The following is a 15503-nucleotide window of genomic DNA, read 5'->3' as shown; positions in this document are numbered from 1 at the left end:
CGACGGACGCACGAGACCTCCGCGATCCTACCAGCGACCGCCCCTGCGACCCTGGGTTGAGCCTGTGCTGTGCGTTAGCGGCTTCCCCATCGATCTGCCAGGGACGATGCGTCAGGGATCGTATGATTGCTCTCGGTGCGCCCGAGACCGTCGGCGCGTCGGAAGGTGGAATCGCGGTGCAACAGGCTCGCACAGCCGACGACCAGAGAATGACGACTCCTGGCGCGAATCGAGGGCTCCTCGAGGTCTTCCGGCAAAGGCATCTGCTCTCGCTCATCGTGCGCAAGGAAGTCCAGATCCGCTATCGGGGATCCATCTTCGGGTGGCTCTGGTCGTACGTGAAGCCCCTCGTGCAGTTCGTCGTCTTCTTCGTCGCGATCGGTGTCTTCCTCGGTCTGAACGACCGGGTCGACTTCTTCCCGATCTACCTGCTCTCGGGCATCACGGTCGTGACATTCTTCAACGAGGCGTTCTCCAACGGCACCCGCTCGCTGGTCGACAATGCGGCGCTCATCAAGAAGATCTACCTGCCCCGCGAGATGTTCCCCATCGCGAGCATGATGATCGCCGCCGTGAACACGGTGCCGCAGATCATCGTCGTGATCGCGATCTCGCTGTTCTTCGGCTGGGCCCCCTCGTTCGCCTCCCTGGGCGCCATCCTGCTGGCTCTCGTGATCATCGCCGTTCTGGCCAGCGGCCTCGGCCTCTTCTTCGGCTCCATCAACGTGACCTTCCGCGACGCGCAGAGCTTCGTCGAGATCATCGTGATGGTCGCGATCTGGGCCTCTCCGGTGATGTACGAGTGGACCCAGGTCGCCAGAGTCGTGCCCGAGTGGCTCTTCGTCCTCTATCGGCTGAACCCGATCACCGCCGCCGTCGAGCTGTTCCACTACGGAGTCTGGTTCCCACTCGGACCCGATGCCTCCCCGATCCCCGACATCTGGCTGTACGGGCTCATCGCACTCGTGACGTCACTCATCGCGCTGGTCATCGGCCAGCTCGTCTTCCGCCGACTGGAGGGCCGCTTTGCCCAAGATCTCTGATGCGCAGCCTCTCCCGCGGATCATCATCGACGACGTCCACAAGACCTTCAAGCTCCGGCACACGCATTCGATCAAGGAGACGGCTCTCGCCGCGATCCGCCGCAAGCCGCTGACGACGGACTTCCACGCGCTCGACGGCGTCTCGTTCGATATCCAGCAGGGCGAATCCGTCGCTCTTCTCGGGTTCAACGGATCCGGCAAGTCCACGATGCTCAAACTGATCTCGGGGGTGCTCGAACCGGATGAGGGCACCGTGCTCACTCGCGGCCGCGTCGCCGGCCTGATCGAGGTCGGCGCAGGGTTCCACCCCGACCTGTCCGGACGCGAGAACATCTTCCTCAACGCCGCGATCCTGGGCATGACCAAGAAGGAGACCGAGGCGCGGTACGACGAGATCGTCGCGTTCAGCGAGATCGAGCAGTTCATCGACACCGAGGTGAAGCACTATTCATCCGGCATGTTCCTCAGACTCGCGTTCTCCGTGGCGATCCACACCGAGATGGACGTCCTGCTGATCGACGAGATCCTCTCCGTGGGCGACGAGCCGTTCCAGAAGAAGTGCCTCGCCCGCGTGCGCGAACTCCACGCCCAGGGCAAGACGCTCGTCGTCGTCAGCCACGATCTCAACATGGTCTCGAACCTCTGCGATCGCGGCATCCTGCTTCAGAAGGGCAAGGTGCGCTTCGACGGCCCCAGCGCGGAGGCCGTAGCTGTCATGCGCTCCTGAGCAGGCCCCGACGCCCGAGGCCGAAGGTCTCGGGGCTCACAGGTCTGCGTGCAGTCCCCACACGCGTTCGGCCGCGCCCAGCCACGAGAAAGAGCGAGACCGGTCGGCGCCGAGCACGCTCAGGCGGCGCGAGCCGTCACCGACCGCGTCAGCCACGGCCTCGGCGATCTCCGTCGGCTCGGCGATCACTCCCCCGTCGGCGATCACGTCATAGTGCACTCCGCTCTCGACGGCGACCACGGGCACACCGAGGGTCATCGCCTCGACAGCACGCCAGGGCCACGCGGCGCGAGAACTCGTCGCCACCAGCGCGGACGCGCCTGCGAGGACGGCTGCCCGATCTTCGACGGACAGCGACCCGCGGATGTGCGCTTTCGATTCGGACAGTCCTGCGGCCGCTGCGACCTCGGCCAGCCTCGGCTCGGAGCCTTCTGGCGCGTCGAGCACGACGGCTTCCTTGCCTGCTGCGATCGCCGCCCGGAAACCGTGCTCGAGCGAATCGGCGGAGCCCGTGAGCACCAGATAGCCCGCGGGCAGAGAAAGGGCGGCTCGTCGTGCGGTCGCGTCGAACGGGACCACGAGGCCGCACGGGGCAGCACCGGGGATGACGCGGATCCGTCCGCTCAGCTTCGCTATCTCCGCCAGGCGCGCGCCGACGGCGTGCGAGGGCACGACGACGGCATCCGCGTGCTTGACGGCTCGCTTCAGCATCGCCCGCTGCCAGGCGACGGCGGACTTCGAGAGAGAGTCCGGCTCTTCCCACGCCTGCAGATCCCACAGCGTCACGGTCGTCTGGTCGTGGTCGTGCAGGCGATCGTGCCGCACCAACGGGGCCATCAGCGTCGGCGAGTGGATGAGACCTCCGCCGACTCCTCGCACGATCCCCAGCTGCCACGATGCCGCGAGCTCGCGGCGCGCGAGCGACAGTCTGCGCACATCCGCGAGACCGGGGATCGGCACCTCGACGCCGGAGGGGACGATAGCCTCGACATCGCACCCGGAGGGGGCTGTCGAGATCAGCGCCGCGGTGAGGTCGGATGCCGCCGATGCGTGATCCGCGTGCACGACATGCGTCAGCTGATCCAGAACCACGCGCAGCCGAGCACCCATGCGATAACAGTAATCGCCCGACCGGCCTGAACCTGGGAGCGTGACCGCGAGCGACGAGGATCGGACAGCTCCGCACCCCCGATATGTCGCTTCGTGCTTGAATGCAGGGGTGAGTGACGGACGCCTGCCTGTACGACGTCGGTGGTTGCGGTGGACCATCGGCGTGATCGTGATCTTCCTCGTGCTCGCGGTCGGCTGGGTCGCCATCCGCGGCATCGGTGCGGTGAACAACCTGCAGGAGGTCGCGGCGTCGTCATCGACGCTCAAGCAGGCGATCGGCCAGGGCGACCTCGAGAAGGCAGCATCGCTGTCCTCCCGCATCGCCCACCATGCGGAGTCGGCCCACGACCTGACGTCCGACCCGATCTGGCTCGGATTCGGCCTGCTGCCGTGGCTCGGTCCGAACTTCTCGGCGGTGAGCGAGGTCGCCGAGATCGCCGACGACGTCGCCTCGGATGCTCTCGTCCCCGTTCTGGAGGCCGCTGATTCACTCGACCTCGCGAGTCTCGGACTCTCGGGCGGCGCCATCGATCTGACGCCTTTCGCGCAGATCGAGCCCTCTCTCGCCGAGGCCAGCACGACGCTGACCTCGGCCGAGACACGTGCCCTCGGCATCGACGCGGACGCGACCCTGCCCCCGCTCGCCGATGCAGTGCGCGAGATGAGGACGACCGTCACGCAGGCCGCCACGGTGGTCGGAGCGCTGCACGGCGCGTCCGCGCTGCTGCCGAGCATGCTCGGCGCGGAAGGACCCCGGAACTACGTGCTCGCGATGCAGAACAACGCCGAGCTGCGATCGTCCGGTGGCATCATCGGTGCGATCGCGCTACTTCACGCCGAGAACGGCCGGATCACACTCGTGCAACAGGCCTCCGTCCCGGACTTCCCCGCCCTCGAGACGCCGATCCCGCTCAGCGAGTCGACCGTCGCCCTCTTCGAGGATCGTCCGGGTCGCTATATGCAGAACCTGACGAGCATCCCCGACTTCACCGAGGCGGGACCCGCGATCGCGAAGCGATGGCAGGACCGCTTCGGTCAGCCGGTCGACGGTGTCATCGCGGTCGACGCCGTGATGACCGAGAACCTCGTCGCAGCCACGGGACCGCTCGCGTTCGGGCCGTTCACCGCCACCGAAGACACCGTGGTCGACCTGCTGCTCTCCGAGATCTACGCCGCGGTGCCCGATCCTCTCGCACAGGACGAGATCTTCTCGCAAGCGGCAGGAGCGCTTCTCTCCGCCGCGCTGACCGAGGCGGATCCGAAGGATCTCGTCGCCGCTCTCTCCGCGTCAGCCGACGAAGGGCGCATCCGCATCTGGAGCGCGCATGAGGACGAGGAGGCGATCCTGTCGGCTTCTTCTCTCGGCGGGGCGCTGCCGGAGGACGACACTCAGACCCATGTGGGCGTCCTGTTGAACGACACCACCGGCGGCAAGATGGACTTCTATGCCGATGCCACCATCACGACCTCGATCGGCACCTGTGATGGCGAGCAGACCACGCAGGTGACTGTGACCTGGACGAACGATGCACCTGCCGACGCCGGGACATCCCTGCCGCCCTACGTGACCGCTGACGGGTTCTACGGAGTACCTGCCGGGTCGACCCGGACGCTCGTGACCGTGTACGGCCCCGAAGGTGCGACTCCGTCTCACATCGACCGCGACGGAGATGAGGTGGGCGTGCAGACCGCTCTGCTCGGCTCCCGATCGGCGGTTCAGCAGGAGGTCCTCCTGGCCCCGGGGGAATCGTCGAAGATCACCGTCGAATTCCAGGGAACCGGGGCTGGAGAACGACTGACGGTGGTCGACCACACGCCCATGGTGAACAGTCCGGAGACAACTCGCGAGCAACTGCGCTGCGCCTCGTGACTTTCCCGATTCCATGATGTAGTGTCAATCCCACTGGGGAATATCTGAGTTCTGCAATTCTGTCGTGGGGACAGGAAGAACTCACGCAGTCGGATGCAGGGGTGTATTCGAAGGCGATTCCGCGTGTATTTCTGGGGAGAATCATGCTGAAGAAACTGGCTGCCATCAGCCTTACCGCTGGCGTACTCGTGCTCATGGCACCTGCTGTCGCCTCTGCCGCGCCGGTCGTTCCGACCGAGTCGGACTCGTACGCGGGCACACCGCGCGTGACCGTCGATGATCCGATCATCGACATCTGCGAAGTGTCCACTGTCGCGTTCGGCGCAGGCTACTTCCTGCCGTCCGAGAACGTCGGCGTGTCCGTCTCCGGCCTCAACGCCGGCGACTCGGCCGTCTCGGGCAACACTGCGGCCGCCGACGGCAGCCTCGTGGTCACGTTCCGCCCGCCGTCCGACGGAGAGGGCTCCTATGCCCTGGCCTTCAGCGGTTCGCGGTCGTACACGGCGACCATCACGGTCTCGCACGGCCATGACTCCGCCGTGAGCTGCGACCACGACCCCGGGGTCGCATCCGCGGGCACAGAGCTTCCGCTCACCGGCGGTGGGCTCGAGCTCGCGCTCACGGGCGGCAGCGTGTCGCCGTGGGTCCTCGGAGGTGGGGCAGCCGCACTCGTGGCCGGTGGAGTGCTCGTCGCGACAGGCGTCACTCGCCGCAAGCGCGCCTAGATCAGATTCCCGCTCTCAGCGGGAGTCGACTGGACGACGGTGATCCCTCCCCCTCCGATCACCGTCGTCTGGTGAATCCGGTCATGCACCGGAGGCCCACGGCCACCACCTTCACTCTCAGGTGGTGGCCGTGGGCTCACTCATGCGTTCCTGAGTGATCGAGCCACGCCGATCCGCGGCATCGCGACCGGCTACCACCGACCACGGGTCGACGATCACGGCACGGCCGATCACGGCGTCGGGGTCGGGGTCTCCGTCGGAGGATGCAGCGTCTGCTGCATCATCTCGTGAATGAACCCGTAGTCCGGAGCGTGCTCGTCTACACCCTGCTCGGGGGTGAGCTCGACCGTGGTGACAGGCTGCTCACGAGCCTTGGTCATCAGGTCGAAGAACTCGGGCAGCTTGTCCTGAGGCAGATCGGTGCTGATCAGCGCTGTTCCCGCAGAAGCCACCTCGTTGAACCGCGTGAGCACGGTCTGCGGTGTGAACTGCGCGAGAATCGCCTCCTGCAGTTCGCGCTGGCGCTTCATGCGGTCCCAGTCGCTCGTCGTGTAGCGCGATCGCGCATACCACTGGGCGGTGTCGCCGTCCATATGCTGCTGACCGACCTCGATCCAGCCGATCGCCCACGCATCCACGTCGTAGGGGTCCGTGCCCTCGGGCGGACCGCCCTTGGGAAGCCGTTCCGTGACATTGATGTCCACGCCGCCGAGCGCGTCGACGAGCGCCGCGAAACCGTGCATGTCGACGAAGACGTAGTACGGGATCTCGATGCCGAGAACGCCCTCGGCCGCATCCTTGGTGGCCTCGATGCCCGCATCGGAACCGTGCGCCGCGGCGTCCGGATACAGCGAGGCGCCGTTGTCGTCGCGGCAGATCTCCGCGGCGTTGCGCACGTGGTTCATCCAGCCGTTCCATCCGCATGAGCTCGAGCTGTGACCCTCGAAGCCGTTCGGGTACAGCGCCTGCATCGGGCTTCCCTCGCTGAAGGGCGCATTGGGAAGCTCACGCGGGATGCCGGTGATCGTGACGGCGCCGGTGGTCGCGTTCACCGAGACCACCGAGATGCTGTCGAACCTCATCGAGTCGCGGCCCTCACCGCTGTCCGCACCGAGCAGCAGGATGTTGTAGTACCCCTCGCTCGGCGGCAGACTCGGCCCGCTCTGGCCGAAGATCGTGTTGATCGTGCCCCGCGCGGTGCCGACATAGGACGCGGCGTATCCGGTGCCCGTTCCGACGAGACCGAGCAGAAGAAGGGCGACGAGAGGGATCGCGAATTTCGAGGGACCGGGGACTCTGATCAGTCTGACGAGACGCAGCACGTCGAAGGTGAGCACCACCCAGAGCACGAGGTAGGCGATCAGCAGCACCTGAACGAGCGTGAGGACGACCGCCGAGAACCAGCCGCCACCGACGGTGAGCCACAGCAGCACCGGCCGCGCGAACAGCGCCAAACCCGCGCCCACGATCACGAGGAACCACGCGAGCAGCGTCGCTCCGAGACCGATGCGCCCGAGCCGGCGATTGCCGGCCAGCACCTGAGCAGAACCGGGCACGAGCAGGTTCAACAGCACCAGCCACCAGCCGCGCTTGGTCATCATCCCTGGATCCGCGGTGTTCGGATGCCGCAGGGGGCGGGTCTCGATCAGCGGTCGCGCCGACCCTCGCGGCGGCGCAAGGGTCACAGGGCCCCCTTCAGCCGATCGTTCTTCTCCTCGACCTGCGCTTCGAGATCGAGCGCGTACGCCTCGATGCGATCGGCGAGGTCGTCGTCGGAGGTGCCGAGAATACGTGCGGCGAGGATACCCGCGTTGCGCGCTCCCGCGATCGACACCGTCGCGACAGGGATGCCGGCGGGCATCTGCACGATCGACAGGAGCGAGTCCATCCCGTCGAGGTAGGCGAGAGGCACGGGGACGCCGATGACCGGCAGCGCCGTCATCGAGGCGAGCATCCCGGGAAGATGTGCGGCACCACCGGCGCCTGCGATGATCACTCGGATGCCGCGACCGCGCGCTTCCCTCGCGTACTGCATGAGCTTGTCAGGGGTGCGGTGCGCCGAGACGACCTCCACCTCGTGCGGGATCGCGAAGTCCGTCAGCGACTGAGAGGCGTCGCTCATCACGCGCCAGTCGGAGTCGGATCCCATGACGACGCCGACGAGGGGCGCGGTGGAGGAGTGCAATGGCTCAGTCACCCACTCAGGCTACGGTCTGGTGCTGGGAGAAACCCCGAACGGCACACCCCTCGACGCACCCTCAGTCGAAGTGAGCCGCTGCCGCACGGGCCACGTACACCGCATCGTCGAGGTCGTCGCCTGTCACGTTCACGTGTCCGACCTTGCGGCCAGGACGCGGGGCCTTTCCGTAGGTGTGGATCTTGGCCGACGGATGCGCCTCCATCGCTCCGGCGAAGCGTTCGCCGAGCGAGCCGCTCTGCGGCCCTCCGAGGATGTTCACCATCACGGACCAGGCGGCGTGAGGCGCGGTGTCGCCGAGGGGCAGATCGGCGACCGCACGCAGATGCTGCTCGAACTGTCCGGTCACGGCACCGTCCTGGCTCCAGTGGCCGCTGTTGTGCGGGCGCATCGCCAGCTCGTTCACGAGGATCCGCTCGTCGTCGGTCTCGAAGAGCTCGACCGCGAGCATGCCCGTGACCCCGAGTCCTTCGGCGATCGACCGCCCGATCTCTTCGGCGACCTGGGCGAGACGGTCGGTCGCATGCGGCGCCGGCGCGATCACCTCGGCGCACACGCCCTCGCGCTGCACGGTCTCGACGACCGGATAGGCGACGATCTGGCCGCTGGGACGGCGGGCCACCTGCTGCGCGAGCTCACGAACGAATCCGACCAGCTCCTCGACCAGCAGAGCCTCGCCGTCGGCGAGCCCGTCGAGCCAGTCCTGAGCCTCGCTCGCCGCACGGACGACGCGCACGCCCTTGCCGTCGTAGCCACCGCGCGGCGTCTTCACGACACCCTGCCCATCGTGCTCATCGAGGAACGCCTGCAGCTCGGACGCATCGCGAACCGGCGCCCAGTCGGGCTGAGGAACGCCGAGTTCTTCGAGCCGCGCCCGCATGAGGAGTTTGTCCTGGGCGAACTGCAGAGCATCGGGTCCGGGGTGCACCGCGACGCCCTCGGCGACGAGAGCCCGCAGCACCTGCTGAGGGACGTGCTCGTGGTCGAAGGTGACGACGTCGACGTCTGCGACGAACGCGCGGACGACCTCGAGGTCGTGATAGTCGCCGACCTCGGTCGCGGCGAGCTGCGCCGCCATCCCCTCGTCTTCAGCGAGCACCCTCAGGTCGAGTCCGAGCTCGACCGCCGGAGCGATCATCATCCGAGCCAGCTGGCCTCCACCGATCACACCAACGCGCAGCGCCATGGGCCGCCTCCATTCGTCCTGACCATTCTCGCGCATCGGCGCGCACGCCGTTCACTCGTCGCGCCTACCACGGCCAAGCGAGGCTCTGCTCAGAACCCCGTGGTCCCGTCGTTGCCCGCCTGCGCATCGCGGTGCGCCAGGATCTGACTGACCTCGATCTGATCGGCCAGCGTCTCGTGCACGAGCGTCACGTTCGGGACGTTGGCGAGGCGCAGCGGCGCGTCGACCCCGTTGGACAGGGTGATCGTGCCGACTCCCCACATCCGCTGGATCACGCCGCGGCGGACGCCGATCGTATAGCCGCGAGCGTGCGACATCTCCTGCCTGTTGCGCGCACCGATGCCGTGGTTCACGATGACCCGCCGCGTGGTGAGCGTCACCGAACGCGAGTACCAGACGACCCAGGGCACGACCACCAGCAGGAGGACGATCGCTGCGGCCGCGCTCAGCAGCATCCAGTTCTCGAACGGCGCCGGGAGATTGTCATAGAAGAAGGTCGTGGCCCCGAACACCGCGACCAGCACCAGCGCGGACCAGAACAGCCTCCGGGCGTGTGCGCGGAACCGAGCGATGAGCAGTTCTTCGGCGGGCGCACCCGGCGGTGGCATCGTCGGCCTTCCGCCGAGAGTCACGGGCTGAGTCACCCCTCCATTGTGCCCGTAACCGCCGACATCGCCGCTCGCGCGCCGGGCGTGTCAGGGTCACGCCGGCCGGACGTGCACCACATCGCCCGCGGAGATCGGCCGCTCAGCGCCCTCCGCCAGCACCAGAAGTCGACCGTCGGCATCCAGTCCTGTGGCTGTTCCGACGAGCACGGAGTCGCCGGGGAGCAAGACCTTCACGTCAAGACCGATCGTCGCGCAGCGCTCGCTCGCCGCGGCATGAAGGCCGCTCGAGACGGCATCGCCCGCTGCGGCAAGGTCGGCGACCAGCTGGTCGAGCGCTCGCAGATAGGTGGCGAGCAGGCGATCGGCGTCGACCTCGACGCCGATCACGGCGAAGGAGGTCGCCGTCGGCACCGGCAGCTGAGACGCTGTCATCGCCGTGTTCACACCCGTTCCCACGACCACGGCATCCTGTGTCGCCTGCGCCAGGATCCCGCAGATCTTGCGACCGTCGACCAGCACATCGTTCGGCCACTTGACTGCCACCGCGTGGTCGGGAAGCTGCTCGGCGATCGCATCCGCCATCGCCACCCCGGCCGCGAGCGGGATCCAGCCGCGCGCATCGGCCGACGGCAACCTCCGCAGCAGAACGGAGACGGCAAGCGACGCGCCCGGCGCGGCCGTCCAGGAGCGGCCGAGTCGACCGCGACCCGCTGTCTGGTTGTCGGTGAGGAGCACCGACAGGTGCGGGCTCGAGAACGACTCGCGCGCGCGTTCGCTCAGGACCTCATTGGTCGAGCCCGCGTCGGTCAGCACCTCGAGATGCGAGGCGACTGCAGCGGTGAGCGGAAGGTCCATCGTCAGACCTCCTCTTCGTCGGCCTCTTCGTCGTCGTCGTCCTCGTCGCCGCGCACCGCCCCGACCTCGTGCGCCTGCCACTGATGCCACTCCTTCATGAGGCGCTCGATCGCGGCGTGGAACTTCTCGGTCGCGGCACCCGGCGTCGTGTCGCCGAAGTAGTGCTGCACCCACATGCGCAGCCTGGCGATGGCCACCTCGTCGGCACGGACGCGTTCGACCTCGGCGACGATGTCCCCCGCAGCGTCCGCGCTGAGCCACTCGCAGTCCGACAGGTAGCCGTTGGTGTCGATCGACGCACGCTCGTCTGCCGGTCGCGTGATCATCAGCGGCTTGCCCACGGCCAGGCGGTCGTAGACCATCGCCGAGATGTCGACGACTGCGACATCGGCGGCAGCCAGCTGCCATCCGAGCTCCGCCCCGTTGTCGTACACGTGCTGGGCCGTGGGGTCGGCGGCGTTCGCCGCCGCGATCGCCGCGATGATGCGACGGTGCGCTGCGCCGTACTCGTCGTCGACGACCCCGCTTCGGGGGTGCGGCCGGTAGATCACGCGGTGACCGCGGGACGCGAGCAGCGTCGTGACCAGGGTCTCGCCATGCGTGGCGATCGACCCGTAGTGCGCGCTCGGGCGGTCGCCTTCCCACGTCGGGGCATAGAGCACGACCGTGCGCTCGTCGGGCACGTACGGGAGCGTCCCCGAGTAGTGGTCGGCCTGCGGGCGGCCGATCTCGATCGTGCGCCGATCGATGTCCCAGTCCCAGAGCGTCCGCGACAGACGGTCGCGTGCGGCCTGCCCGGCGACAAGCGCATAGTCATACGCCTTGTACTGATTCGTGGTCATGTACATCTTGTCGGACTCGCCGTGGTTGATGAACACGTGCCAGCGCCTGCCGTAGCGGAACATCTGGAAGTTGCGGGTGTTCTGGTTCACGTACAGGACGACGCGGATGTCCTGCGATGAGATGAACTTCTCGAGGTCACGGATCGTGGGGACGAAGGCGACCGGGGGGCCGTCCTCGTCGAGCAGCTTGTCGGCACCCGTCGCCGAACGGGACAGCACGACGACCGGCCACCGCTTCGACAGCTCGGCGAGCGGGCGGTACCACTGCCGCATCTGGTACATGTTCACGTCGCCGTCGGCGAAGTACACGGCCACCTGGTAGTGCTCCGGCTGGTGCGGTTCGCGTTCGGCGAGGCGCCGTCGCACTCGCTGTACAGCCTTGCGCGAGGCGAGCGCCCGCTTCAGCAGACGGTAGGCCTTCTTCACGTCGGACACTGCACCCATCCCTCCAGGATACCGAGTACGAGGGGTCGAGCCGACGGCTTCCCCGAGACCCTCGCTGTCTCGAATCAGCGAACGTCCGAGCAGTGCATGCCATGATCGTCATGTGCCTGACAACGACATCGCCACCCCCGAGAACGGAGTGTCGTTCGTCATGCCCGTGCTCAACGAACGCGCCTACCTGGAGCACGCGATCGCCTCCGTGCTGGCGCAGGAGCTGAGCGTTCCGGCCGAGCTCGTGCTCGCGCTCGGGCCGTCCACCGATGGCACGACGGAGCTCGCTCAGCGTCTCGCAGCGGAAGACGACCGGATCCGGCTCGTCGACAACCCCGCCGCGCACATCCCGGTCGGATTGAACGCGGCGATCCGGGCCAGCCGCTTCGCGACGATCGTCCGCGTCGACGCGCATTCCGAACTCGCTCCCGGGTACGCGGCGCTCGCGCTGCAGACCCTCGAGCGCACGGGCGCTGCCAACGTCGGCGGCGTGATGCGCGCTGACGGCCGCACACCGTTCCAGACGTCGGTGGCGCGCCTCTACAACTCGCCGGTCGGTCTCGGTGGCGGCGCATATCACGGTGGCACTCACGAGGGTGAAGCCGAATCCGCGTACCTCGGCGTCATGCGCCGGACGGTGCTCGAAGAAGTGGGGCTCTTCGACGAGTCGATCCGCCGCGGCGAGGACTGGGAGCTCAATCTCCGGATCCGCCAGGCAGGGCACCTCGTCTGGTTCGACCCGAATCTCTCCGTGACCTACTGGCCACGCGAGAGCTGGCTGCGCCTCGCGCGTCAGTTCCGGGCGACCGGAGCGTGGCGCGGCGAGCTCGTGCGCCGATACGGGCGCCGCAACGGCATCCGCTTCTTCGCTCCCCCTGCGTTGGTGGTCCTCGTCGCCGTCGCCGTCGTCACCGGGATCCTTCAGCTCACCGGCGTCCTCACCGGAGTGCTGTCGCTGATCGTCTCGGCCGTCGTCTATCTGCCGCTGGTGGCGTACCTCATGCTGGTGATCGTCGTCGCGTGCCTGCCCGGCGGGGGCGGCCCACGGCAGAGGCTCTGGACGCTGCTCGTGCTGCCGACCATGCACCTCTCGTGGGGCCTCGGCTTCCTCGGCGGCGTGCTGCGCGGTGCTCGCGACACCGTCGACGCATCGCGTCTCGGCACCCGCAACACGCCACTCCCCTAGCGCACCGCCGGCGGTGCGGGTCGAATCACCTGGTGACGTACCCCTGGTCGAGGATGCGCGCGACGACCCGCTCCGCCGAGTGCCCGTCGTCCCGCGAGTTGAACTGCGCCCGCCAGGCGGCATAGCGCTCGGCGTAGACGCTCTCATGCGCGCTGTCGGCGAGCGCGGTGACGAGTTCGTCTTGGGAGTGCACGAGCGGCCCCGGCGCTCGCGTCGCGAGATCGAAGTAGAACCCCCGGAGCTCTCCTCGGTAGTGATCGAGGTCCGGCACGAGGAAGAACATCGGCTTTCCCGTGACGCTGAAATCGAACATCACCGACGAGTAGTCGGTGATCAGGACGTCGGCCGCGAGCAGGAGCTTCGAGGTCTCGGGATACCCGGTGACATCGATGACACGGGCACCGGCTCGATCCCGCCCGGTGTCGATCGTGCGCGAGTGACCACGCACGAGCACGACGGAGTCCGTCTGCCTGGCGAGCTCCTCCGGGTCGATGAAGTCGACCATCTCGGTCAGATCATCGCGCCACGTGGGGGCGTACAGAAGCACCCGCTCGCCGTCGGCGATGCCGAGGTCGCCGCGGATGCCGGCGGCGTCACCGGTGACGAGTGCGTCGTTCCGCGGATACCCCTCGACCCAGATCGGTCGTCCGAAGAACGCGTATGCCTTGCGCAGAATGCGCTCCGAGTAGGTGTTCTGCGCCAGAAGCACGTCCCAGCGGCGCGACTCCTTGACGACGGCCGCCATGCGGCGAGGGTCGAATCCGGGTCGGTGCAGCGCGAGCCGTTTCAGCGGAGTGCCGTGCCAGGTCTGCAGCACCTTCTGCCCCGGCTTGCGGACGAACCTGCGACGCAGCCAATCGTTGACGACCAGCAGCCGCGACGCTGCACGGGCCCGCCACCACTCCGGGCTGCCCTCGACGACCGCGATCGCCCCGTCCGGAACCGCCACGGACAGGTCGACGACACTCCAGTAGCGCACGACATCCGGTGCCTGCGCGAAGAGGGCGCGGTCGATCGCCTGAGGGTTGCAGCCGACGGTGCGGCCGTAGAAGCTCTCGAAGAAGACCGCGTTCTCGGTGGCTCCGGGATGCGCGACATATCGCCCCTCGAGGGTCGCCTGCCCCTCACTCGTCTCATACGCAGGGTCGATCGGCGCAGCGATCCGCACTGTCGCGCCGTCGACGGCGATCCGCACACCCGCCAGCACCTCCGGGGCGATGAGGAGATCACCGAACTCGGCACCCGCGATGCGCAGCTCGTAGTCCCCCGTGGGAAGCGGCAGCTCCGGGCCGCCCCACCGCGACGCGCGCAGCGGGAACGTCGCCTTCCAGGTCTTCCCTCCGCCGGTGACCCGAGCGTCGACACGGGCCCGCGGCCCGATCAGCTCCGCCGTGGTCGGGCGCTGACCGGCGCCTGCGATGACCAGCGTCTCTGCCGCCTCATCGATCCTGGCCGTGGTCATGCTGCTCCCTTCGGCGCGGGGATCCCCCGCGCACGGATTTTCTCGTAGACGCGCCGGGTGTTGCCTCCGTCGCGGAAGGCGTGCATCTCCGCGCTGAGCGTACCGGAACGCTCGGACTGCGCGGCGAAGACGTCGTCATCGTCCAGCAGCGCCGACAGCTGCGGCAGAAGCGCGTCCCAACTCGTCGGGGCGTCCTCGCCCGCGACGTCCTGGAATCGGCCGTAGAAGCCTCTCGTGCGGGCATAGTCCTCGGCGTCAGGGGCGAGGAAGAGCACCGGCATCCGCAGAAGCCCCACGTCATATGCGAGCGACGAGTAGTCGGTGACCAGGACGTCGACCGCCGGCAGCACGGGCGTGACATCGGAGAGCACTCCGGATCCGAGCATCCTGACCCGTCGGCTGGGCAGCGGAGGCGCGTACCCGCCCTCGCCGAGCGGGTGGGAGCGAACGAGCAGCACAGCGTCACTCTCTTCGAGCACCCGGATGATCTGCACCCACTGGGCAGCCGTCGGGACCGCCGGGTCGTCAGCTCCGTCACGCCATGTCGGCGCATAGAGGATGATCCGAGAGCCGGTCGGCAGTCCGCCGAGCGCACGGTCCAGAACGTCGGATGCCTTCGCCCGACGCTCGATCGGGTCACTCGACGACAGCACGTCGACACGCGGCTCGCCGGTGACGACGACTCGGCCGTCACCGAGCGCGAAGGCCGACTCGAGACGCCCCCTCGAACGGTGCGACGCGGCCGGCAGCACTCGGATGCGCTGAGCCGCACGCCGGTAGAGGATGCCGATGAGGCGGCGCAGGACCGGAGCCCCGGGGATGTCCGGGACCTGAGTGGTCGCGGGCGAGTCCAGACCGATGCGCTTGAGCGGGATGCCGTGCCACAGCTGCACGACGAAGGCACCGGACACCGCATAGCGGTTCACGTCGCCGAGTCCATGCGTCACCACGACGACGCCGGCGCGCGCCGTGGCCCACCAGCCTCGCAAGCTGTCCTTGCGCGTCGTGCGGATGCCGAGCGCCGCGGCGTCGCTGTCCTCCCGCTCGGAGGACGTCAGCCACACGGTGTCGTGCCCTTCGGCCGCGACGAGGCGCTGCAGGGCGAGAGCCCCGTCTCCGACGCCGGCCCCGCACCCGAACACCCAGCGCGTGCCACGAGGGATGACGAGCGTGCCGGCGCGCCCTGCGAGGTAGAGCGGTATCCGAAGCAGCTTGGCCGCATTGCCGGAGCCGAAAGAGAAGGACGCCACCCCGCGA

The 15503-nt window shown here is 67.9% G+C and carries 14 protein-coding genes; 5 read left to right on the top strand and 9 right to left on the bottom strand.

Translation table 11 applies throughout. The features are described from left to right. Positions 1-209 precede the first annotated feature (209 nt). On the top strand, positions 210-1043 hold the full coding sequence (locus tag MRBLMI13_RS01070) for an ABC transporter permease (protein WP_042542182.1): 834 nt from the start codon (positions 210-212) through the stop codon (positions 1041-1043). Further along, positions 1027-1770 carry an ABC transporter ATP-binding protein gene (locus MRBLMI13_RS01065; protein WP_042541962.1) on the top strand — a complete coding sequence of 248 codons (744 nt, stop codon included), beginning with the start codon at positions 1027-1029 and terminating at the stop codon, positions 1768-1770. The genes MRBLMI13_RS01070 and MRBLMI13_RS01065 overlap by 17 nt, the downstream gene beginning before the upstream one ends. Positions 1771-1806: 36 nt before the next feature. Here the strand turns inward: MRBLMI13_RS01065 and MRBLMI13_RS01060 are convergent, their stop codons facing one another. Further along, entirely contained in the window at positions 1807-2880 is a 1074-nt protein-coding gene (locus MRBLMI13_RS01060; RefSeq protein WP_367821052.1) for a glycosyltransferase, read from the bottom strand. 109 nt (positions 2881-2989) lie between these two features. On the opposite strand from MRBLMI13_RS01060, the gene MRBLMI13_RS01055 reads away from it, so the two are divergent. Next, positions 2990-4750 carry a DUF4012 domain-containing protein gene (locus MRBLMI13_RS01055; RefSeq protein ID WP_367821054.1) on the top strand — a complete coding sequence of 587 codons (1761 nt, stop codon included), beginning with the start codon at positions 2990-2992 and terminating at the stop codon, positions 4748-4750. A 143-nt stretch (positions 4751-4893) separates the two neighbouring features. Beyond that, complete coding sequence (locus MRBLMI13_RS01050) at positions 4894-5475, top strand: hypothetical protein (protein WP_367821056.1); 582 nt, start codon at positions 4894-4896, stop codon at positions 5473-5475. Between the two features lie 230 nt (positions 5476-5705). On the opposite strand, the gene MRBLMI13_RS01045 is transcribed toward MRBLMI13_RS01050, so the two are convergent. From MRBLMI13_RS01045 to MRBLMI13_RS01020, 6 genes are all read right to left on the bottom strand, one after another. Continuing rightward, entirely contained in the window at positions 5706-7160 is a 1455-nt protein-coding gene (locus tag MRBLMI13_RS01045) for an LCP family protein (protein ID WP_042541966.1), read from the bottom strand. Next, positions 7157-7624, bottom strand: a complete 468-nt coding sequence (gene purE / locus MRBLMI13_RS01040; RefSeq protein WP_367821346.1) for a 5-(carboxyamino)imidazole ribonucleotide mutase — start codon at positions 7622-7624, stop codon at positions 7157-7159. Before purE ends, MRBLMI13_RS01045 begins: the two co-directional genes overlap by 4 nt. 109 nt (positions 7625-7733) lie before the next feature. After that, a complete protein-coding gene (locus MRBLMI13_RS01035; protein ID WP_042541967.1) occupies positions 7734-8858 on the bottom strand; it encodes a 5-(carboxyamino)imidazole ribonucleotide synthase in 1125 nt (374 codons plus the stop codon). 89 nt (positions 8859-8947) lie between these two features. After that, a complete protein-coding gene (locus MRBLMI13_RS01030; RefSeq protein ID WP_367821059.1) occupies positions 8948-9502 on the bottom strand; it encodes a PH domain-containing protein in 555 nt (184 codons plus the stop codon). 57 nt (positions 9503-9559) lie between these two features. Further along, positions 9560-10321, bottom strand: a complete 762-nt coding sequence (locus tag MRBLMI13_RS01025; protein ID WP_367821061.1) for a biotin--[acetyl-CoA-carboxylase] ligase — start codon at positions 10319-10321, stop codon at positions 9560-9562. Positions 10322-10323: 2 nt separating this feature from the next. Then, positions 10324-11607: a CDP-glycerol glycerophosphotransferase family protein gene (locus MRBLMI13_RS01020; protein WP_367821063.1), complete on the bottom strand. Its 1284-nt coding sequence runs from the start codon at positions 11605-11607 to the stop codon at positions 10324-10326. A gap of 151 nt (positions 11608-11758) precedes the next feature. Here MRBLMI13_RS01020 and MRBLMI13_RS01015 point away from each other — a divergent pair, with 151 nt between their 5' ends. Beyond that, on the top strand, positions 11759-12784 hold the full coding sequence (locus MRBLMI13_RS01015; protein ID WP_042542184.1) for a glycosyltransferase: 1026 nt from the start codon (positions 11759-11761) through the stop codon (positions 12782-12784). A 25-nt stretch (positions 12785-12809) separates the two neighbouring features. Here the strand turns inward: MRBLMI13_RS01015 and MRBLMI13_RS01010 are convergent, their stop codons facing one another. Both MRBLMI13_RS01010 and MRBLMI13_RS01005 read right to left on the bottom strand, forming a co-directional pair. Next, positions 12810-14246 (bottom strand): CDP-glycerol glycerophosphotransferase family protein, encoded by a 1437-nt coding sequence (locus MRBLMI13_RS01010; RefSeq protein WP_367821065.1) that lies wholly within the window; start codon positions 14244-14246, stop codon positions 12810-12812. Beyond that, positions 14243-15496: a CDP-glycerol glycerophosphotransferase family protein gene (locus MRBLMI13_RS01005; protein ID WP_367821067.1), complete on the bottom strand. Its 1254-nt coding sequence runs from the start codon at positions 15494-15496 to the stop codon at positions 14243-14245. Before MRBLMI13_RS01005 ends, MRBLMI13_RS01010 begins: the two co-directional genes overlap by 4 nt. Positions 15497-15503: the final 7 nt, after the last annotated feature.

It is taken from the genome of Microbacterium sp. LMI13-1-1.1 (genome assembly GCF_040815625.1).
In the GTDB taxonomy this organism is placed as follows: domain Bacteria; phylum Actinomycetota; class Actinomycetes; order Actinomycetales; family Microbacteriaceae; genus Microbacterium; species Microbacterium forte.
Note: the sequence above shows the minus strand (reverse complement) of the source record. Positions and strands in the feature narration are given on the sequence as shown.

Excerpts from the sequence above, each read along its gene's own strand:
- MRBLMI13_RS01070 (WP_042542182.1), top strand. The coding sequence starts at position 210 with ATGACGACTCCTGGCGCGAATCGAGGGCTCCTCGAGGTCTTCCGGCAA.
- MRBLMI13_RS01060 (WP_367821052.1), bottom strand. The coding sequence starts at position 2,880 with ATGGGTGCTCGGCTGCGCGTGGTTCTGGATCAGCTGACGCATGTCGTG.
- MRBLMI13_RS01050 (WP_367821056.1), top strand. The coding sequence starts at position 4,894 with ATGCTGAAGAAACTGGCTGCCATCAGCCTTACCGCTGGCGTACTCGTG.
- purE (WP_367821346.1), bottom strand. The coding sequence starts at position 7,624 with ATGGGATCCGACTCCGACTGGCGCGTGATGAGCGACGCCTCTCAGTCG.
- MRBLMI13_RS01035 (WP_042541967.1), bottom strand. The coding sequence starts at position 8,858 with ATGGCGCTGCGCGTTGGTGTGATCGGTGGAGGCCAGCTGGCTCGGATG.
- MRBLMI13_RS01025 (WP_367821061.1), bottom strand. The coding sequence starts at position 10,321 with ATGGACCTTCCGCTCACCGCTGCAGTCGCCTCGCATCTCGAGGTGCTG.
- MRBLMI13_RS01020 (WP_367821063.1), bottom strand. The coding sequence starts at position 11,607 with ATGGGTGCAGTGTCCGACGTGAAGAAGGCCTACCGTCTGCTGAAGCGG.
- MRBLMI13_RS01015 (WP_042542184.1), top strand. The coding sequence starts at position 11,759 with ATGCCCGTGCTCAACGAACGCGCCTACCTGGAGCACGCGATCGCCTCC.
- MRBLMI13_RS01010 (WP_367821065.1), bottom strand. The coding sequence starts at position 14,246 with ATGACCACGGCCAGGATCGATGAGGCGGCAGAGACGCTGGTCATCGCA.